The following is a 23,672-nucleotide window of genomic DNA, read 5'->3' as shown; positions in this document are numbered from 1 at the left end:
AAACCATTATAACCTTTAACACTGCGGTTTTAATTTGAGTACTGTCACAGCCCGATGCCCCCACGATTTCTATTCTCTTTCCTAATACCAACAAGAAATAAGAAAGAGGTCATGGCCATGAGCACAACCGATGATTCTTACATTGTCGTAAAAGAAAAAGATCCTGTGGCAAAGGAGCTCGCCGCTGCCCGTCATACCGCGGCTAAAACTGCCCTACGCGACAAATGGTGGCGCGTACTGGATAATTACAAGGTCGGCATTATTCCGCTGCCCTTCTTTGTTCTGGCCGGCGTTCTGATTCTGCTTGACTGCCTGAGTGGTAAACTGCCCAGCGACATTGTGGTCATGGTGGCTACGCTGGCCTTTTTCGGCTTTGCTTGCGGCGAGTTTGGCAAAAGATTGCCGCTGTTAGGGAAACTCGGCGCGGCGGCAATTTGTGCCACCTTTATCCCCTCGGCGATGGTGCATTACGGACTGTTGCCCGACGTAGTCGTTGAATCAACCACTAAGTTCTACAAGTCGACCAACATTCTCTACCTTTATATCTGCTGCATTATCGTCGGCAGCATCATGAGCATGAACCGTCAGGCGCTGATCCAAGGTTTCCTGCGTATTTTCGTGCCGATGCTGTGCGGTGAAATCGTTGGCATGCTGGTGGGGATGGCGGTGGGTATGACTATGGGGCTGCCGCCGTTCCAAATCTTCTTCTTCCTGATCCTGCCGATCATGGCCGGTGGCGTCGGAGAAGGGGCGATCCCGCTGTCGATGGGCTATGCGGCAATCTTGCATATGGAGCAGGGCGTGGCGTTGGGTAAAATCTTGCCTATCGTGATGCTTGGCGGACTGACCGCCATCGTGCTGGCCGGGATCCTTAATCAGCTAGGGAAACGCTACCCGCATTTGACCGGTGAAGGCTCGCTGATGCCCGCCAAGAAGGGCGCTATCGCTAACGGCAACGACGAATTTGAAGGCACGCCTGGCATCAACGCTCTGGCTTGCGGTGCGCTGCTGGCTATTTTGCTGTATATGGTCGGCATGTTGGGACAGCGGCTGATTGGCCTGCCTGCACCCGTCGGCATGCTGTTTGCTGCGGTAGCGGTGAAGCTGGTGCACGGTGTTTCACCGACCATTCAGCACGGTTCCATGGCGGTCTATAAGTTTTTCCGCACCGCAGTGACTTATCCGATTCTGTTTGCCGTGGGCGTGGCTATTACGCCTTGGCAGGAGCTGATGGATGCCTTCACGATTCAAAATCTGGTGGTGATTGTCTCAACCGTTTGTGCACTGGTGGGGACCGGCTTTATCGTCGGCAAAAAAATCGGTATGCACCCGATAGATGTGGCGATTGTTTCCTGCTGCCAAAGCGGGCAGGGCGGTACGGGTGATGTAGCCATCCTGACCTCGGGTAACCGTATGACGTTAATGCCGTTTGCACAGATTGCGACTCGAATTGGTGGCGCGATTAATGTTTCGATTGGTTTGTTAGTATTGGCGAAATTCTTCTCATAAGCACTCAAAGCCCTTGCCTGGCAGTGCCTAGGCAGGGGTTATCCTCTCACTATTTTCGATAATCCGCACATTTCAGCCCACCGTAATCGCTACCTGCGCAACTCACATCGAGATTTTTCTCCATAACGAATCCATAAGTCTGATTCTAAAGGGCTATTTTCCCGCCATTTTATTTCTTATTATTTCTTATTATTTCTAAATATTACCAAAAATAATTACTCAAGAGAAAGAGGTCGAGTTTCTACTCTGTTTCGCAAGGATGAATTTTTACTATAAATGGATCAAAATGATGAATCTAAAAAATCGAACTTTATTATCTCTAGTCATCGGTAGCTTTTGTGCGGGAGTTGCACCTACAGCCTTTGGTCACGGAGCATTAGTCAGTCCGCCAGCACGCCAGGTTGCCTGCATAGAATCAGGTATGGCGGCCAACTGTAATAAAGCCTCAGCAGACAGTAATGACGCTGGACAATCAATTTACACATGGCAAGAGCTGACGGGTTTTGTTTACGGCAATCACAGTGCAGCAGAGGCCAGAAAGGTTATCCCTAGCCATCTTATTTGCTCCGGCACGTCTAAAGGATCTGGATTCAGTCAGCCTAGCGCAGAGTGGAGGACCACAACGATCACACCGAATAACAACGGTCAGGTCACGATGCGTTATGGCTATACTCAGCCACACAACGTTTCATGGATTGAATTCTACATCAGTAAAAAAGGGTTCAATCCTGCTGAGAAAGCATTAGGCTGGGATGACATTGAACTACTGGATACGGTGGTTTCCTCCAAATCGGTTAGCTCAATAACGGGGCAGAGATATAACAAATATGAGGATTATAAAATCAGTATCCCGGAAGACCGAAGCGGCCGGGCTGTTATATTTACCCGCTGGCAGCGTCAGGATGCTGCCGGTGAAGGTTTCTATGGCTGTAGCGATGTGATTATTGATAGGAATGGCGGTGAGCAACCCCCGGTGATAGAGGATCCGGAGATAGGTGAAGAAGAAGGTACCGATTGGTTTGAATTCAGCAAGTTTGCCCAGAACCATAAACCCGCAGTCGGTAACTATGTTCACTTCCGTACAATGGGAGGCATTAAAGGCAGTAATCTGGTTGATATCAGGAAAAAGATCACCAGTGCTAACGTCAACGATCAGTGGATTTCTGAGCTGGCTTACGACATTAACACCAACCATTCCAATATCGTTCTGATTGGTAAGCAAGATGGCGGTGGCATTGTTACCTTTGATCCTGCGAATTTACGGGGTAATGGTATTTTCCTTCGCGATAAAAATCAGTCTGCGGTCTTGACCGTTGAAAAAGCAACGGATGCACCGGTTGCTGTGGCACCTGCTGACTTTACCGTGACAGAAAATGCGGCTAGCAGAGGCTATGATTTAGATGGCTCTCAGAGTCTGAATGCGGCATCTTACCTTTGGACAATTATTGACTCTGACGGGGGTAAGTTTACGCTGCAAGAGCGGAACGGGGGTTCCTGGGTATCGCAAGTAAAACAGGCGAAAGCGCGTGCATTAATTAAACCCAATACCCATGGCAAAGCGGTTTACCAATTAACCGTGACCGGTAAAGACGGTAGCAAAGACGTTAAGCGCGTGACCGTGACGGTTAAAACCAACGGTGCAGTAACGCCGCCAACGCCACCGACTCCGCCAACGCCGCCGACCCCTCCTGTGGGCGATTTCCCAGCCTGGGATCAGGGTAAAACCTACGTTACCGGTGATAAAGTCAGCTTGAACAACGTCAACTATATTGCCAAGAATTGGACCCGATCCAAACCGGGCGTAGGCAGTGACTGGACATTTGCTGATGCGAGTGTGGTTACCGAGTGGAGTTCTTCAATGACCTATACCAATGGCAACTTGGTCACCTACGGTGGAAAAACCTGGAAAGCGGCGTATTGGAGCGTCGGCAATACGCCGGGTCAACACGCAGTTTGGGTTGCGCAATAATATTCCAGTAAGGTAAAAAAAATGCCTGCACGTTATGCGCAGGCATTTTTTATCTGCCAAACTCAATGGGGGGAAGTTAAAAATTCCAGTCCTCATCTTCAGTATTTACCGCTTTACCAATCACGTAAGATGAGCCAGATCCTGAGAAGAAGTCGTGATTTTCGTCGGCGTTTGGCGATAAAGCCGATAATATTGCCGGATTTACATCCGCCATGCTGGCCGGGAAAAGCGCCTCATAACCAAGATTCATCAGCGCCTTGTTGGCGTTATAGTGCAGGAATTTCTTCACGTCTTCACTCCAGCCCACGCCGTCATACAGCTCTTCGGTGTAGCGAACTTCGTTGTCATACAGGTCCTGAATCAGGTCAAATGCCTGATCCTTTATCTGCCGCTGACGTTCGGCGCTTTCGAGCTTCAACGCCTGCTGGAACTTATAACCGATGTAATAACCGTGTACCGCTTCGTCGCGAATGATCAGACGGATCAGGTCGGCGGTGTTGGTCAGCTTGGCACGGCTCGACCAGTACATCGGCAGATAGAATCCTGAATAAAACAGGAACGACTCCAGGAATACGCTGGCGACTTTCTTCATCAGCGGATCTTCGCCGTTGTAGTAAGAGAGTACGATCGCCGCCTTGTTTTGCAACGCGACGTTTTCCTCACTCCAGCGGTAAGCATCGTCGACGTCTGAGGTCATGCACAGCGTTGAGAAAATCGAGCTGTAAGAGCGTGCATGAACCGCCTCCATAAAGCAGATATTCGAGTACACCGCCTCTTCATGCGGGGTCACTGCATCTTTCATCAACGTGGGGGCACCGATAATATTCTGCACCGTATCGAGCAGCGTCAAGCCGGTAAAAACGCGGATCGTTAGCTGTTTTTCTTTCGCATTCAGCGTTGCCCATGAGGGAATATCATTGGATAACGGCACTTTTTCCGGCAGCCAGAAGTTAGAGGTCAGTCGATTCCAGACCTCTAAATCTTTGTCATCCTGAATTTTATTCCAGTTAATGGCTTTGCTGATCGGCTGTGCTGGCAGCAGTTGTTTAACCGAGCTCATACTTTTTCCTTAAATTTAATCAGTTAAAGCGTGCACGACACACAGCCCTGAACTTCAGTCCCTTCCAGCGCCATCTGGCGCAGGCGGATGTAATAAATGGTTTTAATACCTTTACGCCAGGCATAAATCTGCGCTTTGTTAATGTCGCGCGTAGTGGCGGTATCGCGGAAGAACAGCGTTAATGACAGTCCTTGATCCACGTGCTGCGTCGCCTCAGCGTAGGTATCAATAATTTTCTCGGGGCCAATCTCGTAGGCGTCCTGGTAGTACTCAAGATTGTCGTTATCCATAAACGCCGCCGGATAGTAAACGCGACCGATTTTGCCCTCTTTGCGAATTTCCACTCGCGAGACAATCGGGTGAATACTGGAGGTCGAATTATTGATGTACGAGATAGACCCCGTCGGCGGTACCGCCTGCAGATTCTGGTTGTATAACCCATGCGCCATCACTGACTCTTTCAGCGCGGTCCATTCGGCGACGCCCGGAATAGTGATGCCGGCCTGTTCGAATAGCTCGCGTACGCGCTCGGTTTTCGGATGCCAGATATCCTGCAAATATTTATCGAAATAGGCGCCGCTGGCGTAGGTCGAATCTTCAAATCCTTTGAAGGTTGTACTGCGTTCCATCGCTAACTGGTTCGAGGCGCGCACGGCGTGATAAACCACGGTGTAGAAATAGATATTGGTGAAATCCAGACCTTCCGCTGAGCCATAATAAATACGCTCCCGTGCCAGATAGCCGTGCAGGTTCATCTGTCCCAGACCAATGGCGTGCGAGTCATGGTTACCCTGCTCAATCGACGGTACCGAGCGGATATTGCTCATGTCTGAAACCGCAGTCAGCGCACGGATTGCCATTTCAACCGATTGACCAAAATCTGGTGAATCCATAGCGGCCGCAATGTTCAGCGAGCCGAGGTTGCAGGAAATATCTTTACCGACCTTCTGATAAGACAGGTCTTCGCCATACACGGTTGCCGAGTTGACCTGCAAAATTTCCGAGCAAAGATTGCTCATATTGATACGGCCCTTAATCGGATTCGCACGATTTACCGTATCTTCAAACATCATATAAGGATAGCCAGACTCAAACTGAATCTCGGCCAACACCTGGAAGAACTCGCGGGCGTTGATTTTGGTTTTATGAATGCGCTTGTCGTTAACCATTTCGCGATACTTCTCGCTGATGCTGATTTCAGACATCGGCACGCCGTACACTTTCTCGACGTGATAAGGCGAGAACAGGTACATGTCTTCATTGTTTTTAGCCAGCTCAAACGTGATATCTGGGATCACGACGCCGAGCGACAGCGTTTTGATGCGGATTTTCTCGTCGGCGTTTTCACGTTTGGTATCCAGGAAGCGAAGAATATCCGGGTGATGCGCGTTGAGATAAACCGCCCCCGCGCCCTGACGTGCACCCAGCTGATTCGCGTATGAAAAGGCGTCTTCCAGCATTTTCATAATCGGGATCACGCCCGACGACTGATTTTCAATGCGCTTGATGGGGGCGCCGACTTCGCGAATGTTGGTCAGCATGAAGGCCACGCCGCCGCCGCGTTTAGACAGCTGTAGCGCTGAGTTGACCGAACGTCCAATCGACTCCATGTTGTCTTCAATGCGCAACAGGAAGCAGGAGACCAGCTCACCGCGCTGTTTTTTACCGCAGTTGAGGAAGGTCGGCGTCGCAGGCTGGAAGCGGCCGCTGATAATTTCGTCCACTAAATGACTGGCGAGTTTGATATCGCCCTGCGCCAGCGTCATCGCCACCAAACAAACGCGGTCTTCATAGCGCTCAAGGTAGCGCTTGCCGTCGAAGGTTTTTAAGGTGTAGCTGGTGTAGTATTTAAAAGCGCCCAGAAAGGTCTGGAAGCGGAATTTTTTGGCGTAAGCCTGTTTAAACAAACGCTTAGTTGATTCAAAGTCGTAGAGGTCGAGCACGGCGGCTTCATAATAGCCTTCTTCCACCAGATAACGCAGCTTTTCAGCCAGGTTGTGAAAGAACACGGTGTTCTGATTCACATGCTGAAGGAAGTATTGGCGTGCGGCCAGTTTGTCTTTATCAAACTGAATTTTACCCTCGGCATCGAACAGATTTAACATCGCGTTAAGCGCGTGATAGTCCGGTGTGCCGACACCCGGATCGGTGATTGCTAGTTCTGTCGCTGCCAAAATTCAGTTACTCCCTTTTTGACCTTTGCAACGTCTTCCGGTGTGCCCAGCAGTTCAAAGCGATACAGGTAAGGAACCTGGCACTTTTGCGAGACTATTTCACCGGCAATGCAGTACGCTGCGCCGAAATTTGTGTTGCCAGCGGCAATAACGCCGCGGATGAGTGAACGATTGTGTTCGTCGTTGAGGAAGTGGATCACCTGTCTAGGGACTGCCCCGACCGCCGTTCCACCGCCGTAGCTGGGGACCAGCAAAATGTAGGGGCACGCCATTCGCAGTTTTTCGCCTTGTGCTGCAATCGGTATTCTGACTGCCGGCAAACCGAGTTTGCCGACAAAGCGATGGGTGTTTTCCGACTTGCTCGAAAAATACACCAGGCTGCTCATTACCGGCCTCAGTGCACTTCTTGAAGCTGGCGCAGGGCGGTAATTTTGTCAGGACGGAAGCCTGACCAGTGGTCGTCACCGGCAACAATCACCGGCACTTGCTGGTAACCCAGCGCGCGGACTTGCATTAATGCCTGCGCGTCCTGCGTCAGATCGACAACGTGATAGTCAATGCCATGTTTGTCCATAGCACGGTAGGTGGCGTTGCATTGTACGCAGTCTGGCTTGCTGTAAATGATTATGCTCATGATTCGCATTTACCTTTAGGGTAAGATGACTGAATTGTTTACGGCTTATGTTCTGCCTGTTATGCAGGAAATAAGCCGTAAGATGAGTATCGAAGGGTTATCCGCTGTCGACCAAAAGAATACTAGATGTAGTGGTGATAATTATCAACCCAACTAGATATAGGCTTTTTGAATGATTGATTATCATTTGGCCGGAAAGGGCCGTGAAGCCGCATGGAATCTGGCTTAGCTTTATTTCGGTATTTTAAAGATTTTTTGTAAAGGTGAGGTTGTTCGAATATTGAGCGATTTTTACTTGCAAAATAAAAAAGCCCCAATGCGGGCGATCCGGCATTGGGGCTTTTAAAGCATTATCATTTACCGCAAAAAAACCACTCTGGCGTCAGAGTGCCGCCTGTGAGGCTACTTACGAGCCAGCAGCACACCCAGCACGATACCGACTGCGGCACCCACACCGACGCCGTGCCATGGGTTTTCTTTAACGTAATCCGTCGCTTGGTTAGCTGCGTCACGGGCATGCTGAGTAAGATTGGTATTGCCGTTGAAACGGGCACGGGCATCGCGCAGTACGCCTTCTGCCTTGCCGCGAATTTTCTCCAACTCATCTTTAGTCTTCGAGTTACCGGATTTCAACACTTCATCCAAGGTATCGGCCAGCAAAGTAATGTCCTGGTCTGCATCACGCTCGATTTTTTCTGATTTCTTAAACATTAAGCTCTCCATGTTTGAACATTTTGTTTAGAACGGGGTATCGGATAATACTCACGGTTCACTTTTTTATCGGCCTGTTAAAAGCATAGCCCAAAATAGGGCTATGTGACCGATATCACGTGGGATCGCTCAATAATCACCCACAAAACAGAGTAATGTGAGGTGAAAAGAGAGTTATAGCGTGTGATTTTCTTCATTAGTGACGAGGACTTAACTCTGCTGGCTCGGATTTTTCTGCAAAATAGGCGTCAGTCAGACAATTGATGACATTTTTAAAACGTTTTTTCATTTGCAGCATGGAAAAACCTGTTTATGCTGTGAATTCCACAAAACTGTGATCTACATCCAGGCTAGTCCATGTCCCCAAGTAAGTTTCAAACTAATTTACAGTTAAATAAGCGCATACTGTCGATAGTCATTTTCACATTTGTTTGCTATTTGAGCATCGGTTTACCCCTCGCGGTACTGCCCGGATTCGTTCACGGCAAGCTCGGTTTCAACTCGGTTCTGGCGGGACTGATTATCAGCGTGCAGTATTTCGCCACGCTTGCCAGTCGTCCTCACGCCGGACGTTTCGCTGACAACATTGGCCCTAAAAAGGTGGTTATTTTCGGACTGGCCTGCTGTGGCATCAGTGGACTGTTCTACGTATTGGCCTTTTTAAGCAGCGCTATCCCGGTGCTTAGTCTGATTCTGTTGTGCTTTGGTCGCATATTTTTGGGCGTAGGCGAAAGTTTTGCCGCTACGGGCACTATTTTATGGGGAATTGGCGCGACCAATCCTATTCACACTGGACGAGTCATCTCATGGAACGGGGTGGCAACCTATGGCGCAATGGCCGTGGGCGCGCCGCTGGGCGTGCTGCTTAACCTGCATTGGGGACTGCTTGGCGTAGCGGGCTTGGTGATGATTATTGCTGTGCTTGCCATCGCTCTGGCTTCGACAAAGCAGGCCATTACTGTGGTCACCGGTAAGCGTATCGCCTTTCGCGCCGTGGTGGGGAAAATTTGGATGCACGGTCTGGGATTGGGCTTCGGGACCATTGGTTTTGGCGTGATTGCCACCTTTATCACCCTCTATTATGCAGACAAAGGCTGGGAAGGCGCGGCGTTTACCCTGACCCTGTTCAGCATGGGCTTTGTCGGCATGCGATTAATATTTGGCAGCAATATTGCGCGCTTCGGCGGCCTGAAAGTGTCCGTTGTGTCTTTTCTGATAGAAATTATTGGCCTGTTGATGATTTGGCAGGGGCACAGCCCGTTCAGCGTTGAAATCGGCGCGTTTCTTACCGGTTCGGGTTTCTCGCTTATTTTTCCTGCGCTGGGCGTAGAGGCGGTGAAGCAGGTGCCCCAGCAAAATCAGGGCACGGCCTTGGGAACATACTCGGCATTTCTGGACCTCGGCCTGGGCATTACTGGCCCGGTGGCTGGTCTGGTGATTTCACATTTTGGCACGCCGTCAATCTATCTTGCCGCCTCATTCATGGTGATGTTGGCGATAGTGATCACGCTTAAAATGATGCGTATTGAGAATCGCAAAAAGCAAAACGAATAGGGCAAAAATTTAAATGATCCTGCTGGCAAAAGCTTAGATAATTCCTAAATAGCCGTGAATTAAGGCTAAATGCATTGTTTGACAGATTTATTGCGGTAAGGTCGCCATGCGGTTTAGATAGCGAGGACAAACCATGTATTTACGGCCCGATGAAGTGGCAAAAGTGTTAGAAACATCCGGATTCGAACGAGATTTTATTGACGATAAAGCCTATGGTTATCGCCGAGGCGAGCACTATGTTTATGTCAATCGAGAAGCGCGTTTTGGTCGCACGGCGTTGGTTATTCACCCTGCAATGAAAGAGCGCAGTGAACGATTTGCTGAACCGACGGCGTCTTCTCGTAGCAGTCACGTTTACACCCAATTTCCTCTCGACCTGGAAAGTGAAGCCGTTGTTTATTATGGCATTTGCCACGGTTTCAGCTCACGCCAGATCCTGAGCAACTATCTGGATAACGTCTTCAGATAAGCCCAAATATGTCCCTTCCCCTTTCGGGGGAAGGTTCGGATGGGTTGTGTTTAAACCAGGTGAATTTGATTAAAGGTTTCGTTGTAAGTGCGGCGAAACTGCGCCAGCTCGAACGGTTCAATATCGAGTTCGGCGAAGTAAAATAACGCCAGCTCGGCGTGCTCACTGGTCAGCACAGGATCGAGATGAGCGCGAACCAACACGTTGCGCCAGTGGGTAATATTCTCGTCAGAGGCATCTTTGATGAACGTATGATAAATAAACACGATATAAGCCGCTTTGCGGATCTCTTCTGCGTATCCCCCGCTAATCGAGCGAATAAACATCGCGCTCTGCCGTTTGCCCATCTCCAGCAGCATCGAATCAATATAAACCGGTTTTATCTTTAATAAACTGGCCAGTGAATCGTTAGCCTTTCTGGTATCTGCGGTCATAATCCAATAGCCGACAACAAAAACCACCACCAGTGCAGCAATCATAATCCATATCATTCTTGACTCTGGCCTCCGGCCTGGGTGCGTAATGCCAATGAGTTTATAGGGTTACTGCGCTTAATCAACAGCAAATCGTCTTCCGAATTTGTGCGTTCATAATGCAATGATAAACTGAGTTATTCCCGCCTTTTATGGAGTTTGCCATGGCCCGTAATATTGAAATCAAAGCACGAATTGACGACTTTTCTGCTCTTTACGCCGAAATAGCCCTGCTGGCCGACGGCATTCCCGACATCATAGAACAGGATGACACCTTTTTTGTTTGTCCGAATGGCCGTTTGAAACTGCGTACGCTGGCTGTAGACCGCGGCGAACTTATCTTTTATCGGCGGGTGGATCAGGCTGGCCCTAAAACCAGTTTCTATTCTCTTTCTGAAACTCAGGATCCGAACGGACTGCGCGAAACGCTGACCTTAGCCTTGGGCAGTGCCGGTCGCGTTATTAAGCAGCGCACGCTGTTTAGGGTCGGACAAACCCGTTTGCATCTTGACCGCGTCCAGGGACTCGGTGATTTTCTTGAATTTGAAGTCGTGTTGGACGAAGATGAAACTGAAGCGCAAGGTATTGCTATCGCAGAGGATTTACTTGAGCGTTTGCAAATTCAGCGTCAAGAACTGGTGGATCAGGCCTATGTCGATTTGCTCAATCATCGGCAGCAGCACCCCCTGTGATAACCCACTCTCTCCGCCCCTATTTCTTTCATAAAAGCAGGTGTTATGTCAGTTAAACGTCGTTTTAAACAGGTTGATGTTTTTACCGCCCAACCGCTGAAGGGTAACCCGTTGGCCGTTATCCTTGAGGCTGAAGGTCTTGACGATGCGCAAATGCAGGCGATTGCCCGGTGGACCAACCTTTCAGAAACGACCTTTGTTCTGCCGCCGACCAACCCCATCGCCGACTATCTGGTGCGAATCTTTACTCCAGACTACGAGTTGCCTTTCGCCGGTCATCCTACGCTGGGCACGGCGCACGCGCTGCTCGAGACAGGATTGATACCTAAAACGCCGGGACAGTTGGTTCAGCAGTGTGGCGTGGGGCTGGTGCCTGTCAATCAACTGCCTGAGGGCGGACTGGCCTTTGGCGCACCGGCGGTCAACATTACTGTTCTGGCTCCAGAAAGCGTTGCACTGCTGGAGGATACGCTGAAAAACACGCCGCGAGCATCAGGCTTTGAAGCGTACATCGTAGATATGGGCATTCGCTGGCTGGTGGTGAGAATGCCAAGCGCCGAAGCCTGTTTGCAGCTCAATGTTGATGCGGCTGCCTTGGCGGAACTGCAAAAGCAAACGCAGGTTAACGGCATCGCGCCGTATGGCCCGTGCTTGAATGATAATACGCTGGACTATGAGCTACGGGCGCTGTTTATTGAGCAATCGCAGTTGGTAGAAGACCCGGTTACCGGCAGCGCGAATGCCTGTCTGGCGCGCGTGCTTGCCATGCTTGACTTCCCCGACGGTGGCGAAACGTCTCGTCAATATCGCGTTCGTCAGGGCACTCAACGCCAGCGGGACGGCAGAGTGTTTGTGCGCTATGAGCAAGGTCAGCCGTGGATAGGAGGCGAAACCTGCACAATAATCGACGGTACGCTCACCGTTTAACGTGGTCTTTTTTATTGGGCCACCACTGAACCAGCGACTCACAGGGGCGGATATCGTAGAACGCCTGTCCAAGCAGATGATTGATAATTTTTGCCGATCGCCAGGCGGTTAATGTCAGCTGGCCTTCGGCCGCGCCGTGGCTGTGTATTCCCGCATTTACCGCGTAAATACGGTTAGTCTCAGGCCCGTTCCAGCGAAGATTAAAATTGGCCTCCAGCGGCAGATGCTGCTCTTGGTCATAGGGGATACGTTCGAGCAGTGGCGCGAGATAGTCAGGCAGTGCGGGTCGATAACCGGTGGCTAAAATCACAATATCCGCCTCAAAATGCTCTTCGCATTGGCTTAGACCGTGAGTAGCCAGCAGTTGGAAACGGTCCTCGGCGGTCCGCGTAACGTTTTTCAGCGCTCTGTGTGGCAACAGTGAGACGTTTCTCGGCTGCTGCAGCACGTCGAATCTGTGGTAAAGATGATGATAAATCTTTTCCAGCGTGTGATAGCTGATGCCGTCCGACGGTAACTTTTGCGTTTTTATCTCTTCCTGTCTGACTTCGTCGGGCAGGGTGTAGAAATAGTTGACGTATTCGGGCGTGAAATATTCATTGGTAAATATCGACTCGTCCAACGGTTGAAAATTAGGCCGCCGCGACAGCCAGGCGAGGTGTGCCGGTTCTCCCCAATGTCCGTCCAAGGTATTGAGCATGATATCTGCTCCACTTTGGCCGCCACCAACGATCATCACTCTTTTGCCGTTAAAGTCTGGCTCCAGCAGCTCAATCTCTGCGGCGTGAAAACAGTTTTCCCCTAGCGCTGAACGCGCTGAAAGCGGGGTCCAGGGCGCATGACCTGTGCCCAAGCAGATATGCCGCGCGCGATATTCTCCTTCAGGCGTTTGCACCTGAAAACACTTGTCGCGGTCGTTAAAATCGATATTTTCTACCGGATGTGAGAAGTGCAAATTCGACATTTTTTTGCAGGCCCACAGCAAATAGTCTGAAAATTCATCGCGGCTGATGGTCAACTGCTCGGTGGCGAGAAAACGATAGATTTTCTTGCGCTCCACCAGGTAATTAATAAATGAGAATTCGCTGCGCGGGGAAACCGTGGTGACTAAATCCTGTAGAACGTAGGTCTGCATCGTGGCGGTGGGCAGCAGCATGCCAGGATGCCAGCCGAACTCGCGGTTGGCATCAAAAAAAGCACTCTGAATCAGGCCACTGTCCTTGGCCATCGCCGCAAGACTGAGATTGAAAGGGCCGATGCCGACGCCAATAAGATCAAGAGTCATGTCCGTTGCTCCATGAATAGGTTGTCCTAAGCATAGTTCACGAAAAGGCTTAAAGCGGAGTGCTCTTGAGAATGTGAATAAAGGACTGCATAACCGGAGATGACTCAATATTATGCCGATAAAGCAGCCAGGTACGGTTTTTAACCTGTTGGCCCTCCAGAGAAATGGGGCGGCGATAAAGGCTTTCTGGCAGGGGTAAATAGCTCGAAATAATCGCGTATCCCAGGCCGTGCGTGACCATTCCCAAACAGACTTCAAGTTTGTCGACGGTCATGGCAATGTTAGGCGCATGAGAGAAATTAGCGTTCCACCACCTTTCGAGCAGCTGTGTGACATGCTGGCCGTGAACAATGCGAATTTGCGGCAAATGTGGCAACAGGGCGAAATCGAAATCTTGCTGACTTATCAATAAATAATCATCCTCATCAATCAAGTCTTTGCCTTCTTTCCAGTGATAGTCGTCTTTGACGATGGCGATATCAATATCGCCGCGCTGCAGCAGGGTGAATATTTCTTCGCTCAGTCCGCTCATTAAATTAATGCGAATACCAGGGTGCGACAGCCGAAAACGGCTAAGCAGCGGCGGCAGTCGATACGCGGCATAATTACTGGAAACGCCGATAGAAATCTCGCCCTGCTGCGCCATCTCCAGACTGTGCAGATTTTCCTTGAGCAGCTGTAAATCGCGCAGAACTTTTTGCGCATGCTGCGCCAGATATTCCCCCTGCGCACTAAACACCAGGCCCTTGTGTCCGTCGTCGAACAGGCGAATGGCCAGCTTGCGCTCTATTTGCTTAAGCCGATAACTCAGGGCGGGCTGTGAACTATAAAGCTGCTCGGCGGCGCGGGTAATATTCTTATGCTGATACACGCTGAGAACGGTCAGCCAGTCTTTTTCATTCATACCTTATTTCCCCGATGTCCGCCCGGCTTGAATAAGCCGCTCAGCGCTGTGCTTAGAAAAGTGTCATAAAATAATTTTTGCATGAAAGCGTCTGCAGATAAAAACACTTAATTGGACGGTCGCCTAAAAATCCCCTATTTGTGGTAGATGTTGAGAAGAACCTCCTATTTCTATCAGAAAAAAGCCGCAAATTAAGGCGTAATCTGCACTTGCTCAGGGAAAAATCATGTCCGAATGCACCAAAAAGGGTCAAAAAGATAAAATTATTTATACCGTCGACAGTCTGGCTCCTCGTCTTAAACATTTGGCGTTAACGATTCATGCTAATCCCGAGCTGAGTTTTGAAGAATTTGAGTCCGCCACGGCGCTGATTTCCCCTTTGCGTGAGGCCGGATTTCAGATAGAGGAAAGGCTAGGCGATTTGCCTACTGCGTTTCGCGCTACCTACGACAGCGGCAAACCGGGGCCGACTATCGCCCTGCTGGCGGAATACGACGCGCTGGTCGGATTGGGTCACGCCTGTGGGCATAACCTGATAGGCACCGCATCAATAGCCGCTGCGCTGGCCTTAAAAACCGGTTTTCCTGAGCTGAGTGGGCGGCTTGAAGTGATAGGAACGCCGGCGGAAGAAGAGGGCGGAGGCAAGATTATCCTCGCTGAAAAAGGCATTTTTGACGATCACGACGCGGTGATGATGTTCCATCCGCGCGACAAAACGATGGTCGTTCGCGGCGGACTGGCCTGCGTTGATGCCGTATTCAAGTTTTATGGCAAGGCGGCGCATGCAGCCTCTGCCCCGCAAAACGGCATTAGCGCGCTCGACGCCGTGATCCACACTTTTGTCGGTATTAATGCGCTGCGCCAGTTGTTTACCGACGATGTGCGGGTGCACGGAATCATTACCGACGGCGGCAGCGCGACCAATGTTGTGCCCGCCTACGCCGAGGCAAAATTCCTGCTGCGTGCCAACACCGTGAAAGGGCTGGCCACGGTACGCGCTAAAGTTTTCGCAGCGGCGCAGGGTGCAGCGGACATGAGCGGTGCGCGTCTAGAAATTGAAGAAGGGCTGACCTATGCTGAGCGTAATAATAACCTGATGTTGGCCGAGTTTTTCAAACAAAACCTCGATATTTTGGGCGTTGAAGTGGTGCCACCGCCGCGCAGTGGCGGAATTGGTTCATCTGATATCGGCAACGTCAGCCAAATCACTGCTGCAATCCATCCTTATCTGCGCATCGGCGATGTTATGCCGCACACCCCAGAATTTGCCGAAGCCGCTGGGTCTGACGCCGGACTCGAGGCAATGCTCAATGCCGCAAAAGCTCTCGCCATGACCGCCGTTGACCTCATTGAAAGCCCCGAGATGCTGCGTGCGGTAAGAGACGAATTCCTCAGTTGGAAAGCGCAGAACTGAAAACCGGTTGCGTTGAAGAAACCATTATCCTCAGAAAATAAACTTTTAAGAAAAAAAGACGGGAAAAAGAATCATGAAAACCACCATCAAACACACTCTGGGCCTTGCCCTGCTGGGCTTGACGTTGACCACCGGCGCGGCTCACGCCGCCGGGGAAACACTACGGGTTGCCGCCGATCTCAGCTATCCACCTTTCCAATTTCGCGATGCGCAAGGGACGCCGAGTGGTTATGAAATTGACGTGACCAACGCTATTTGCAAAGAGATGCAGGTGACGTGCAACTATGTTGTCACCAGCTTTGACGCTGAAATCCCGTCGCTGCTGGCCAAAAAAGTTGATTTTATTTCTCCGCAGGGTGCCACTGAAAAACGTCGCAAAGTCATCGATTTCAGCGATTTTGTTTACCATATTCCGACCAAGCTAGTGGTGCAAAAAGGCAGTCCGCTGCTGCCGACGCCTGAGTCGTTGAAAGGTAAACGCGTTGCGGTGCAGCAGGGGTCTATTCAAGAAATGTATGCTAACGCCTACTGGCTGCCAAAAGGCGTTGACGTTGTCGCCTATGCCGATCAGGACACCATCTATCAAGATTTAGTCGCCGGTCGTCTGGATGCCGCATTAAGCCCGGCGGTGGCGGTAACTTACGGCTTCCTCAACAAACCGGAAGGTAAAGATTTCACCCTGACCGGTCCTGAAGTACGTGACGACAAACTGTTCAGCATCGGCTCATCCTACGGCGTACGTCAGGGTGATGCCAAAACCAAGGCGCTGCTCGACCAGGGATTGGCAAAAATTATTGCTGACGGCACCTGGGATAACATTCGTACCAAATACTTCGGTGACCTCGATATCGCCGTACATCAGGGCGCTGGCACAAAATAATGGCCTTTATTGCCCCCGTTTTTGAGCAACTGATGCCGGTTATGGATGAGCTTCTGCAGGCGTATTCTTCGCTGCATCGTTTATCCGGTAGCGAAGACGCCGAGCGTGCCGCCAGCCTGCTGGTTAATGTGCTGCACTCGCACGGGCTTGATGCGCGACTTGAGCATTGCCCGCTGCTGCTGAGTGACCCGCTTGCCGGTAGCCTGACGCTGCCCGATTTTCCCGATTGGCAGGGCCAGGCCAAGACCCGCTCCTTCTCTGCCCACTGTCCGCAGGGTGTCAGCGCAGCGCTTTATTACGATGCGCAGTCAACCCTTGCCCGCAGCGACCTTGAGTGGCAGCAGTGGGCGCAGCAGGTTGAGGGCAAGATTGTGGTTGCCGATCAGGGCCTTGAAGATTACGTACAGCGTCTTGATGCGGCGCGGGCGATGGGTCTGGTGCATATTTGGACCTCAGCCGAAACTGCGCTGCATGAGGAAACGGTTGGGCCGATTTGGGGAACGCCGACGTTGGAGGATGCTCAGCGTTATCCAAGGCTGCCGGTGATTTCAATTAACCAGCGTGACGGACAACAGTTACTGAGTAGCATGACGCTCGCCACTGGGCCAGTTCGCGCCGAATTGCGCACTGAGTTAGCGCGACACGTGCGTGAATGCAGCCTGCCAGTGGTCGAAATAGCCGGTCAAAGTGACGAGTTTGTACTGCTGTCTTCCCACTATGATTCTTGGCATGAGGGCGTTACCGACAACGCAACCGGTAATGCGCTTTGCGTCGCGATGGCCATTCACTTTGGGCAGCAGTCCGCGACGCTTAAGCGCGGGCTGCGCATTGCCTGGTGGCCGGGTCATTCCAATGCGCGCTACGGCGGCTCAACCTGGTATGCCGACAACTATCGTCTGCAGCTCGGAGAACGCTGCGTGGCGCACATTAATGTTGATTCACCAGGCTGCCTCAATGCCGTTCAGGTCGTGATTAATGCCAGCGGTGCCGAGTCGAATTCCTTTCTAAATCAGGCTGTAGAGGTTATTACCGGCAAGCCGGCGCTGCGCATTACGCCTCTTGGCAAAGGGGGGGATCAGTCATTTTGGGGCAGCGGCGTGCCGTTGCATTTTGCGCTGCGGGAAGTGCCGCTCGAGAAAACCAGTGATTCACCGGGCAGCGGTGGAGGGTGGTGGTGGCACACTGAAGAGGACACTTACGACAAAGTGGATTTGAACATTCTCTGGCGTGATTGCCAAATTCACGCGCATTGGCTTACTGCTTTGCTGATTGAGCCGTCATTGCCGATAGATGCCGTCGATTACCTTGAAAATAACCGGCAGGCGTTACGTCAACTACAGCAGAGGTTGGACCCTGAATTTAGCCTCGCACAGATCGAACAAAAGTTACGGAATTTGCAGGATCCGATCGCCCATCTTCAGCATTTGTCGCACAGCCACCCCGATCGTTGGCAGTCGATCTTAGTGCGCACCGTAGCGGATCTTCATCGCCTTCGTTACAGCGCCACCGATGATTTTCACTACGATCTCAGCTATCGCGGCGGTGCTTTTCCCGGTTTTCAGCCACTGGCGGCAGATCTAGGACAAACCACTCCCGAAACAGCACTGATGATGCAAACGCAGTATCGCCGCCAGTGCGATCGCGCCTTGGCGCTGCTGCAAAAAATCAGTAACAGGCTGCAGAAATAATCAACCGATGATTACTGCAAGTCTTTAAGCATAAAAACGCTCAGCGGATCGTCGAGATAGTCGCCAAAACGCTCGGTGATCATAAAACCACATTTTTGATAAAGGCCGATCGCCCCCTGATGATCAACGCCAGTTTCCAGATAAAGGCGCGGCAGCCGCAGCCGTCGCGCCTGTGCTTCAACTGCCGTCATCAACTGTTCGGCAATACGTTGTCCGCGAAACTGCGGATTGACGTAAACCCGTTTAATTTCCGCCAGCCCGTTGTCGCCAATATATAAACAGCCGCAACCGACGCCCATGCCGTCAACGTCGGCGATAAACGGGTAATGTTCATTATTTGCCATCTCCTCAAGCGGCATGCTGTAGTCACTTTCGGCTGGATATAACACACTCTGGTAGGCATCTAACTGACTGACTAACTCAATAAACTGCGGGTCCTTCAAGGTGGTGAGATTGATAGTGAGCACGCGCGTTTCCTTATCCTTGGTTAATCACTAGCAGATATCGACAGGGTTGTGCATCGACGTTATCAAAAGTGACGGGTAAATCAACGCCAAAAACCAGCACATCGCCGGGCAATAACGAGTAACGGGTTTCGCCGTAATAGACCGTTAACTCACCCTCAACTAACCACAGGCGCTGCTTATACGGTCTGTTTTCCCAGCGTGGATAACTCACGCGGGACTGGGCTGGCAGGGTCACTTCAATCATCTCAAGAGCCGTTTGCGCCTCGGGCGGCAGCACTTGGCGGCGTAAATAACCGATATCGGGATCTTGCCATACCTCCTGTTCATCACGGCGCATAAAATGTTTTGGTCTGTCGCTGTCGTCAGATAACAGCAGCGTAACCGACACGCCCAGGCCGGCGGCCAACCTGCCAAGGATTGTCGCGCTCGGGCTGCTCTCCTGGCGTTCAATTTTGGAAATCATGGCCTTGCTCACTTGTGAAAGCTCGGCTAACTGTTCCAGATTCAGGCCCTTGCTTTTGCGCAAAGCAAGCAGGCGCTTTGCAATGACTTCACCGATTGACATTTTTTCTGTCGCCTAATTTACTTTTGTGGAATTAATTCTACTATATTGGAATCTGGATTAACAAGAGGGGGATCGTTATGAATCTGATCGACTGCACTGAATCTCGACACGCTGGCGCTATACTCGAGATCTTCAATGAGGCTATCCTTAACTCAACGGCGCTTTATGACTACCGTGAGCGTGATATTGGAAGTATGGGACCGTGGTTTGCCGCTAAGCGCAATGGTAATTTTCCGGTGATTGGATTAGAAAATAGTCAAGGCAAACTGCTCGGATTCGCCAGCTATGGGACTTTCCGCGCTTGGCCTGCTTATAAGTATTCCGTTGAGCACTCGATTTATATTCACCCACAGCATCGCGGTCAGGGGCTGGGGAAAGTTTTACTTAATGCCCTCATTGAAGAGGCAAAACGGCGACAGGTTCACACGCTGATTGGCGGAATTGACGCGACTAATGCCGCCAGCATTGCACTGCATACCCAGGCTGGATTCATTGAGGCGGGGATTATCAAGCAGGCCGCCTATAAGTTTGATCGCTGGCTGGATTTGGCATTTTATCAGCTGATTCTGTCAACGCCTGAGCATCCAGTCGCGAAATGAAAAAGCAAGCCGCGGAGTGTTATCGGCAGGCAAAGCTTTTAGGCTCAGTGTATTGAGCCAGTGAGAGAGATTGACCATGAAGCACGATAAATATAATACCGACGACGAAGCCCGCTGGCAGGCGATTGTCAGCCGCGACGCCAAGGCTGATGGTGATTTTGTTTACGCCGTTAAAACGACCGGGATTTACTGTGCGCCCTCATGCCCGTCACGAATGCCCAATCGTGACAACGTAGAGTATTTTACCGGCGCCGCTCAGGCTGAAAAGGCAGGATATCGCGCCTGCAAACGCTGTCGTCAGGGGCGCAACTCTTTGCTCGAGCAGCACGGTGCACAGGTTGAGCAGGCTTGTCGTCTATTAGAAACCTGCGAAAAAACGCCCACACTGGCACAAATTTCCCAGCAGGTAGGCCTCAGTGCTTATCATTTTCATCGCATATTCAAGACTTTTACCGGACTCACCCCGCGTGCTTATGCGGTAGCCAAAAGACAGCAGCGAGTTCGTGAAAAACTGGCAGAAAATCAGACGATTACCTCTGCAATCCTTGATGCAGGCTATGCTTCAAACGGCAATTTTTATGCTTCTTCACCGGCCAGCCTTGGCATGACGCCCAAGGCTTTTCGTGCAGGGGGCAAAGGCACGGCGGTATGGTTTGCTTTGGGCCGATGCACGCTGGGCGATATTTTGGTGGCGGAAAGTGCTCGAGGGATCTGCGCGATCCTGTTGGGTGATAACCCGCAGACGCTGATCGAGAGCCTGCAGGATAATTTTCCTCATGCACAACTGATTGGTAACGATGAGAATTTTGAAAAAAGGATCGCCACCGTGGTCGGTTTTGTGGACCAGCCGGGTACCAGCCTGAGGCTGCCTTTGGATATTCGCGGTACGGCATTTCAGCAACGAGTTTGGCATGCGCTACGCACTATCCCTGTTGGAAAAACACTGAGTTACGCCGAGGTGGCTGAAAGAATCGGTTCTCCTAAAGCAGTACGTGCCGTTGCGGGAGCCTGCGCGGCCAATTTGCTGGCCGTGGCCATACCCTGTCATCGGGTGATAAAAAATAATGGTACGCTTTCAGGCTATCGCTGGGGAGTAGAAAGGAAAAAGTGCCTGCTGGAGAAAGAGCAGGGCGCATAGCCGCTGATTTTCCAGCAGGCCAGCCCTGCGGATTTATTTTATCGCCACCCTGAAACTTTCAAGCTTCTGTTTTTGTTCACCTTCTGGCGTGAAGTTTTCGGCGCCAAGCCATTGCTGAAACGCTGACTTGATTGGCGGCCATTCACCGTCGAGCATCGAATACCAGCAGGTATCGCGATTATTGCCTTTGGTGAGCATTGCCTGACGGAAAGTACCTTCAAACTGAAAACCAAAACGTTTAGCCGCAAAGTTGGAGGGTTCATTCAGACTGTTGCATTTCCATTCACAGCGGCGATAACCCAATTTATCAAACAGATAAGTAAGCAGGAGATAAATCGCTTCCGTTCCAAATCGCGAACGCTTCATCAGCGGTGACCAGTTCACCCAACCGATTTCTGCTACACCGTTTACTGGATCGAGGCGCATTAGCGAGACGCCGCCAATCGCGCGCAGGGTTGCCTTGTCAATCACGGCGAAATAGAGCGGATCTTTCAGACTGGAAATTTTAGTGATGTAGGTATCACAGTCGTGCTGAGTAGCCGGACGATCGATTGAGAAATAGGTCCAGTCGCGATCGTCATCAATGCTGTGCCACGCGTCAAACAGCGACTTGCTGTGCTTATTAACGTCTAACGGTTCGAGACGGCAATAGTCTCCTTCCAGCGTGCTGCGCTCAGGGAGCGGGCGCGCTTGCCAGCCGGAGACTTCATCACCAATCGGCTGTCCAAAATGATTAAGGGTGGTCATCGTTATTCCGTTTTGCCTGAATAAGTTGCGTTTTACGTAGAGATTATAAAATCAGAAGTCGCTATCTACCGCAACCGCCTTCACCTGGCATCAGCAATTTTCGGCCAGAGTGCAAGCCCCGCAAACTGCGAGTGGAATCACAACCTGCGTCTATTTTTCATCCATACCTTCTGCAATGTTGTATAACAACTTTTACTTTGTGATGATATTTAAGCCAATTATCCCTCAAACCTGTGTGATATCCTTGGTCAGTCGTGGTTTTTTTAACGTGGGAGTGAGCAATGGAAAACAAAAACGTTGAAGATAATAAACAGCAGACTTCTCCTCTGTCTCGTCGTCATCTGCTGCAGTGGGGGGCCGCGGCTATAACGTTTGGGCCAATAATGCTGCCGCGGAGTACGCTGGCCGCCGAGGCACCAGTCCCGTCGCCTTCGAATGCGTCTTCGTTGGAAAATTCAGCACCCGTTGCCCATTCTATGGCGCAGGGATGGCAAGACTTACCGCCGATACTGGCTCGAATAAAAGCGCCTGAATTTCCACATCGAGATTTCACGATTACGGATTTCGGTGTTAAACGGCAGGGAGAGGATGCTTCACAGGCAATTAAGCAGGCTATTGAAGCCTGCCATCAGGCCGGTGGCGGACGGGTTATTATCCCGCAGGGTATATATTTCAGTGGCCCAATTTGGTTGAAAAGCGGCGTTAATCTGCACCTCGCCGACGGCGCTACCTTGAAATTTTTCACCGATCCTCAGAAGTACCCTAACGTGCTTACTCGTTGGGAAGGTATTGAATGCATGAACTTTTCCCCGCTTATTTATGCCGTTGATGCCGAAAACGTTGCTATTACCGGTAAAGGGACGCTCGACGGGCAGGCCAGCAAAGAGAACTGGTGGGCCTGGAAACAGGCCGACGGCACGCAGGTTAAACAATATGGCGACATGAAAAAGCTGATGCAGATGGGGGAACAGGGAACGCCGGTGGCCGAACGGGTGTTTGGTCTTGGACATTTTTTACGGCCTAATTTCATTCAGCCTTATCATTGTAAAAACGTTTTGATTGAAGATATTACGATCATTAATTCACCGATGTGGGAACTGCATCCGGTCCTCAGCGAGAATATTACTATCCGCGGCGTTCAAATTCATTCCCACGGGCCGAATAACGACGGATGTGATCCCGAATGCTGCCGTGATGTGTTGATCGAGAACTGTGTTTTTGATACCGGGGATGACTGCATAGCCATTAAATCAGGCAAAAACAACGACGGTCGGCGAGTGAATACGCCGTCAATCAACATTGTTATTCGCGGTTGTAAAATGTTGGACGGACACGGTGGTGTGGTGCTGGGCAGTGAGTGCTCGGGTAGTATTTACAATGTTTTTGTTGAAGACTGTGAAATGGACAGTCCCCATTTGGACAGAGTATTACGCTTTAAAAACAATGCAGTACGCGGCGGTAAGCTTGAAAATGTTTTTATGCGTAATATTCGCGTCGGTCAGGTTAGCGAGGCAATATTGACTGTCGACTTCTTGTATGAGGAAGGTGAGAAAGGGCCTTATAAACCGGTAGTCCGCAACGTGTATATTGAGCAAGTCACCAGCAAGAGCAGTCCAAGAGTGATGTATATCGCCTCATTTAAGGGTGCCGAAATAGACAATATCCATTTTTCAGACTCTGTTTTCAGCGGCATTACTTCCAGTGAAGTCATGTCAACTTCGGGAACTGTTTCCTTTCGCAACGTGGTGATTGAACCCAAAAATAGACCGCAGGGGCTTAACTCACGTTTACCTGCTCAGGGATGGTAACTTTC

At 50.7% G+C, this 23,672-nt stretch carries 23 protein-coding genes; 12 read left to right on the top strand and 11 right to left on the bottom strand.

Annotation, left to right across the window (positions count from 1 at the left end):
• Nucleotides 1-117 precede the first annotated feature (117 nt).
• A complete protein-coding gene (locus GA565_RS20930) occupies nt 118-1,509 on the top strand; it encodes a 2-hydroxycarboxylate transporter family protein (RefSeq protein WP_152200573.1) in 1,392 nt (463 codons plus the stop codon).
• Between the two features lie 286 nt (nt 1,510-1,795).
• A complete protein-coding gene (locus GA565_RS20925; RefSeq protein WP_193311948.1) occupies nt 1,796-3,478 on the top strand; it encodes a lytic polysaccharide monooxygenase in 1,683 nt (560 codons plus the stop codon).
• A gap of 76 nt (nt 3,479-3,554) precedes the next feature.
• Here the strand turns inward: GA565_RS20925 and nrdF are convergent, their stop codons facing one another.
• From nrdF to GA565_RS20900, 5 genes are all read right to left on the bottom strand, one after another.
• The gene (gene nrdF / locus GA565_RS20920) at nt 3,555-4,538 is read right to left on the bottom strand and encodes a class 1b ribonucleoside-diphosphate reductase subunit beta (protein ID WP_055776416.1); all 984 of its coding nucleotides are present in this window, start codon (nt 4,536-4,538) and stop codon (nt 3,555-3,557) included.
• Nucleotides 4,539-4,561: 23 nt separating this feature from the next.
• Entirely contained in the window at nt 4,562-6,712 is a 2,151-nt protein-coding gene (gene nrdE, locus GA565_RS20915) for a class 1b ribonucleoside-diphosphate reductase subunit alpha (RefSeq protein ID WP_152200570.1), read from the bottom strand.
• Nucleotides 6,694-7,098, bottom strand: coding sequence for a class Ib ribonucleoside-diphosphate reductase assembly flavoprotein NrdI (gene nrdI, locus GA565_RS20910; RefSeq protein WP_152200568.1), 405 nt, complete (start codon nt 7,096-7,098; stop codon nt 6,694-6,696). The genes nrdE and nrdI overlap by 19 nt, the downstream gene beginning before the upstream one ends.
• Nucleotides 7,099-7,106: 8 nt before the next feature.
• Entirely contained in the window at nt 7,107-7,346 is a 240-nt protein-coding gene (gene nrdH, locus GA565_RS20905) for a glutaredoxin-like protein NrdH (protein WP_152200566.1), read from the bottom strand.
• A 402-nt stretch (nt 7,347-7,748) separates the two neighbouring features.
• Complete coding sequence (locus GA565_RS20900) at nt 7,749-8,057, bottom strand: DUF883 family protein (RefSeq protein ID WP_152200564.1); 309 nt, start codon at nt 8,055-8,057, stop codon at nt 7,749-7,751.
• Between the two features lie 357 nt (nt 8,058-8,414).
• Between GA565_RS20900 and GA565_RS20895 the strand changes: the two genes are divergently transcribed.
• Nucleotides 8,415-9,611: an MFS transporter gene (locus GA565_RS20895; protein WP_152200562.1), complete on the top strand. Its 1,197-nt coding sequence runs from the start codon at nt 8,415-8,417 to the stop codon at nt 9,609-9,611.
• 133 nt (nt 9,612-9,744) lie between these two features.
• Nucleotides 9,745-10,080 (top strand): DUF2002 family protein, encoded by a 336-nt coding sequence (locus tag GA565_RS20890; RefSeq protein WP_152200560.1) that lies wholly within the window; start codon nt 9,745-9,747, stop codon nt 10,078-10,080.
• A gap of 50 nt (nt 10,081-10,130) precedes the next feature.
• On the opposite strand, the gene GA565_RS20885 is transcribed toward GA565_RS20890, so the two are convergent.
• Complete coding sequence (locus tag GA565_RS20885) at nt 10,131-10,571, bottom strand: DUF1198 domain-containing protein (RefSeq protein WP_152200558.1); 441 nt, start codon at nt 10,569-10,571, stop codon at nt 10,131-10,133.
• Between the two features lie 146 nt (nt 10,572-10,717).
• Between GA565_RS20885 and GA565_RS20880 the strand changes: the two genes are divergently transcribed.
• Nucleotides 10,718-11,245 carry a class IV adenylate cyclase gene (locus tag GA565_RS20880; protein ID WP_152200556.1) on the top strand — a complete coding sequence of 176 codons (528 nt, stop codon included), beginning with the start codon at nt 10,718-10,720 and terminating at the stop codon, nt 11,243-11,245.
• 45 nt (nt 11,246-11,290) lie between these two features.
• Nucleotides 11,291-12,172, top strand: a complete 882-nt coding sequence (locus GA565_RS20875) for a PhzF family phenazine biosynthesis protein (RefSeq protein WP_152200555.1) — start codon at nt 11,291-11,293, stop codon at nt 12,170-12,172.
• Here the strand turns inward: GA565_RS20875 and GA565_RS20870 are convergent.
• Together GA565_RS20870 and GA565_RS20865 are read right to left on the bottom strand one after the other, a co-directional pair.
• Nucleotides 12,162-13,457, bottom strand: a complete 1,296-nt coding sequence (locus tag GA565_RS20870; RefSeq protein ID WP_152200553.1) for a lysine N(6)-hydroxylase/L-ornithine N(5)-oxygenase family protein — start codon at nt 13,455-13,457, stop codon at nt 12,162-12,164. The two genes, GA565_RS20875 and GA565_RS20870, sit on opposite strands and share 11 nt — an antisense overlap.
• 49 nt (nt 13,458-13,506) lie before the next feature.
• Nucleotides 13,507-14,361 carry a LysR family transcriptional regulator gene (locus GA565_RS20865; protein WP_152200551.1) on the bottom strand — a complete coding sequence of 285 codons (855 nt, stop codon included), beginning with the start codon at nt 14,359-14,361 and terminating at the stop codon, nt 13,507-13,509.
• 226 nt (nt 14,362-14,587) lie between these two features.
• On the opposite strand from GA565_RS20865, the gene GA565_RS20860 reads away from it, so the two are divergent.
• The 3 genes from GA565_RS20860 (at nt 14,588) to GA565_RS20850 (ending at nt 18,343) form a co-directional block, all read left to right on the top strand.
• Nucleotides 14,588-15,775 (top strand): M20 family metallopeptidase, encoded by a 1,188-nt coding sequence (locus GA565_RS20860; protein WP_152200550.1) that lies wholly within the window; start codon nt 14,588-14,590, stop codon nt 15,773-15,775.
• Nucleotides 15,776-15,848: 73 nt separating this feature from the next.
• Entirely contained in the window at nt 15,849-16,655 is an 807-nt protein-coding gene (locus GA565_RS20855) for a transporter substrate-binding domain-containing protein (protein WP_152200548.1), read from the top strand.
• On the top strand, nt 16,655-18,343 hold the full coding sequence (locus tag GA565_RS20850; RefSeq protein WP_152200546.1) for a M28 family peptidase: 1,689 nt from the start codon (nt 16,655-16,657) through the stop codon (nt 18,341-18,343). The genes GA565_RS20855 and GA565_RS20850 overlap by 1 nt, the downstream gene beginning before the upstream one ends.
• Nucleotides 18,344-18,354: 11 nt before the next feature.
• Here GA565_RS20850 and GA565_RS20845 read toward each other — a convergent pair whose 3' ends face one another.
• Complete coding sequence (locus GA565_RS20845; RefSeq protein ID WP_152200544.1) at nt 18,355-18,810, bottom strand: GNAT family N-acetyltransferase; 456 nt, start codon at nt 18,808-18,810, stop codon at nt 18,355-18,357.
• Between the two features lie 10 nt (nt 18,811-18,820).
• On the bottom strand, nt 18,821-19,375 hold the full coding sequence (locus GA565_RS20840; RefSeq protein WP_152200542.1) for an XRE family transcriptional regulator: 555 nt from the start codon (nt 19,373-19,375) through the stop codon (nt 18,821-18,823).
• 77 nt (nt 19,376-19,452) lie between these two features.
• Here GA565_RS20840 and GA565_RS20835 point away from each other — a divergent pair, with 77 nt between their 5' ends.
• Both GA565_RS20835 and ada read left to right on the top strand, forming a co-directional pair.
• Nucleotides 19,453-19,974, top strand: a complete 522-nt coding sequence (locus tag GA565_RS20835) for a GNAT family N-acetyltransferase (protein WP_152200540.1) — start codon at nt 19,453-19,455, stop codon at nt 19,972-19,974.
• 76 nt (nt 19,975-20,050) lie between these two features.
• A complete protein-coding gene (gene ada / locus GA565_RS20830; protein ID WP_152200538.1) occupies nt 20,051-21,112 on the top strand; it encodes a bifunctional DNA-binding transcriptional regulator/O6-methylguanine-DNA methyltransferase Ada in 1,062 nt (353 codons plus the stop codon).
• 33 nt (nt 21,113-21,145) lie between these two features.
• On the opposite strand, the gene GA565_RS20825 is transcribed toward ada, so the two are convergent.
• The gene (locus tag GA565_RS20825; protein WP_152200537.1) at nt 21,146-21,859 is read right to left on the bottom strand and encodes a GNAT family N-acetyltransferase; all 714 of its coding nucleotides are present in this window, start codon (nt 21,857-21,859) and stop codon (nt 21,146-21,148) included.
• 281 nt (nt 21,860-22,140) lie between these two features.
• Here GA565_RS20825 and GA565_RS20820 point away from each other — a divergent pair, with 281 nt between their 5' ends.
• Nucleotides 22,141-23,667 (top strand): glycoside hydrolase family 28 protein, encoded by a 1,527-nt coding sequence (locus GA565_RS20820; RefSeq protein ID WP_226951006.1) that lies wholly within the window; start codon nt 22,141-22,143, stop codon nt 23,665-23,667.
• Nucleotides 23,668-23,672: the final 5 nt, after the last annotated feature.

The sequence above is a fragment of the Rouxiella sp. S1S-2 genome, from assembly GCF_009208105.1.
Classification (GTDB): Bacteria; Pseudomonadota; Gammaproteobacteria; order Enterobacterales; family Enterobacteriaceae; genus Rouxiella.
Note: the sequence above shows the minus strand (reverse complement) of the source record. Positions and strands in the feature narration are given on the sequence as shown.

What these genes read in the sequence shown, in the direction of transcription:
- GA565_RS20930 (WP_152200573.1), top strand. Translation starts at nt 118, where the DNA reads ATGAGCACAACCGATGATTCTTACATTGTCGTAAAAGAAAAAGATCCT.
- GA565_RS20925 (WP_193311948.1), top strand. Translation starts at nt 1,796, where the DNA reads ATGATGAATCTAAAAAATCGAACTTTATTATCTCTAGTCATCGGTAGC.
- nrdF (WP_055776416.1), bottom strand. Translation starts at nt 4,538, where the DNA reads ATGAGCTCGGTTAAACAACTGCTGCCAGCACAGCCGATCAGCAAAGCC.
- nrdI (WP_152200568.1), bottom strand. Translation starts at nt 7,098, where the DNA reads ATGAGCAGCCTGGTGTATTTTTCGAGCAAGTCGGAAAACACCCATCGC.
- nrdH (WP_152200566.1), bottom strand. Translation starts at nt 7,346, where the DNA reads ATGAGCATAATCATTTACAGCAAGCCAGACTGCGTACAATGCAACGCC.
- GA565_RS20900 (WP_152200564.1), bottom strand. Translation starts at nt 8,057, where the DNA reads ATGTTTAAGAAATCAGAAAAAATCGAGCGTGATGCAGACCAGGACATT.
- GA565_RS20895 (WP_152200562.1), top strand. Translation starts at nt 8,415, where the DNA reads ATGTCCCCAAGTAAGTTTCAAACTAATTTACAGTTAAATAAGCGCATA.
- GA565_RS20890 (WP_152200560.1), top strand. Translation starts at nt 9,745, where the DNA reads ATGTATTTACGGCCCGATGAAGTGGCAAAAGTGTTAGAAACATCCGGA.
- GA565_RS20885 (WP_152200558.1), bottom strand. Translation starts at nt 10,571, where the DNA reads ATGATATGGATTATGATTGCTGCACTGGTGGTGGTTTTTGTTGTCGGC.
- GA565_RS20880 (WP_152200556.1), top strand. Translation starts at nt 10,718, where the DNA reads ATGGCCCGTAATATTGAAATCAAAGCACGAATTGACGACTTTTCTGCT.
- GA565_RS20875 (WP_152200555.1), top strand. Translation starts at nt 11,291, where the DNA reads ATGTCAGTTAAACGTCGTTTTAAACAGGTTGATGTTTTTACCGCCCAA.
- GA565_RS20870 (WP_152200553.1), bottom strand. Translation starts at nt 13,457, where the DNA reads ATGACTCTTGATCTTATTGGCGTCGGCATCGGCCCTTTCAATCTCAGT.
- GA565_RS20865 (WP_152200551.1), bottom strand. Translation starts at nt 14,361, where the DNA reads ATGAATGAAAAAGACTGGCTGACCGTTCTCAGCGTGTATCAGCATAAG.
- GA565_RS20860 (WP_152200550.1), top strand. Translation starts at nt 14,588, where the DNA reads ATGTCCGAATGCACCAAAAAGGGTCAAAAAGATAAAATTATTTATACC.
- GA565_RS20855 (WP_152200548.1), top strand. Translation starts at nt 15,849, where the DNA reads ATGAAAACCACCATCAAACACACTCTGGGCCTTGCCCTGCTGGGCTTG.
- GA565_RS20850 (WP_152200546.1), top strand. Translation starts at nt 16,655, where the DNA reads ATGGCCTTTATTGCCCCCGTTTTTGAGCAACTGATGCCGGTTATGGAT.
- GA565_RS20840 (WP_152200542.1), bottom strand. Translation starts at nt 19,375, where the DNA reads ATGTCAATCGGTGAAGTCATTGCAAAGCGCCTGCTTGCTTTGCGCAAA.
- GA565_RS20835 (WP_152200540.1), top strand. Translation starts at nt 19,453, where the DNA reads ATGAATCTGATCGACTGCACTGAATCTCGACACGCTGGCGCTATACTC.
- ada (WP_152200538.1), top strand. Translation starts at nt 20,051, where the DNA reads ATGAAGCACGATAAATATAATACCGACGACGAAGCCCGCTGGCAGGCG.
- GA565_RS20825 (WP_152200537.1), bottom strand. Translation starts at nt 21,859, where the DNA reads ATGACCACCCTTAATCATTTTGGACAGCCGATTGGTGATGAAGTCTCC.
- GA565_RS20820 (WP_226951006.1), top strand. Translation starts at nt 22,141, where the DNA reads ATGGAAAACAAAAACGTTGAAGATAATAAACAGCAGACTTCTCCTCTG.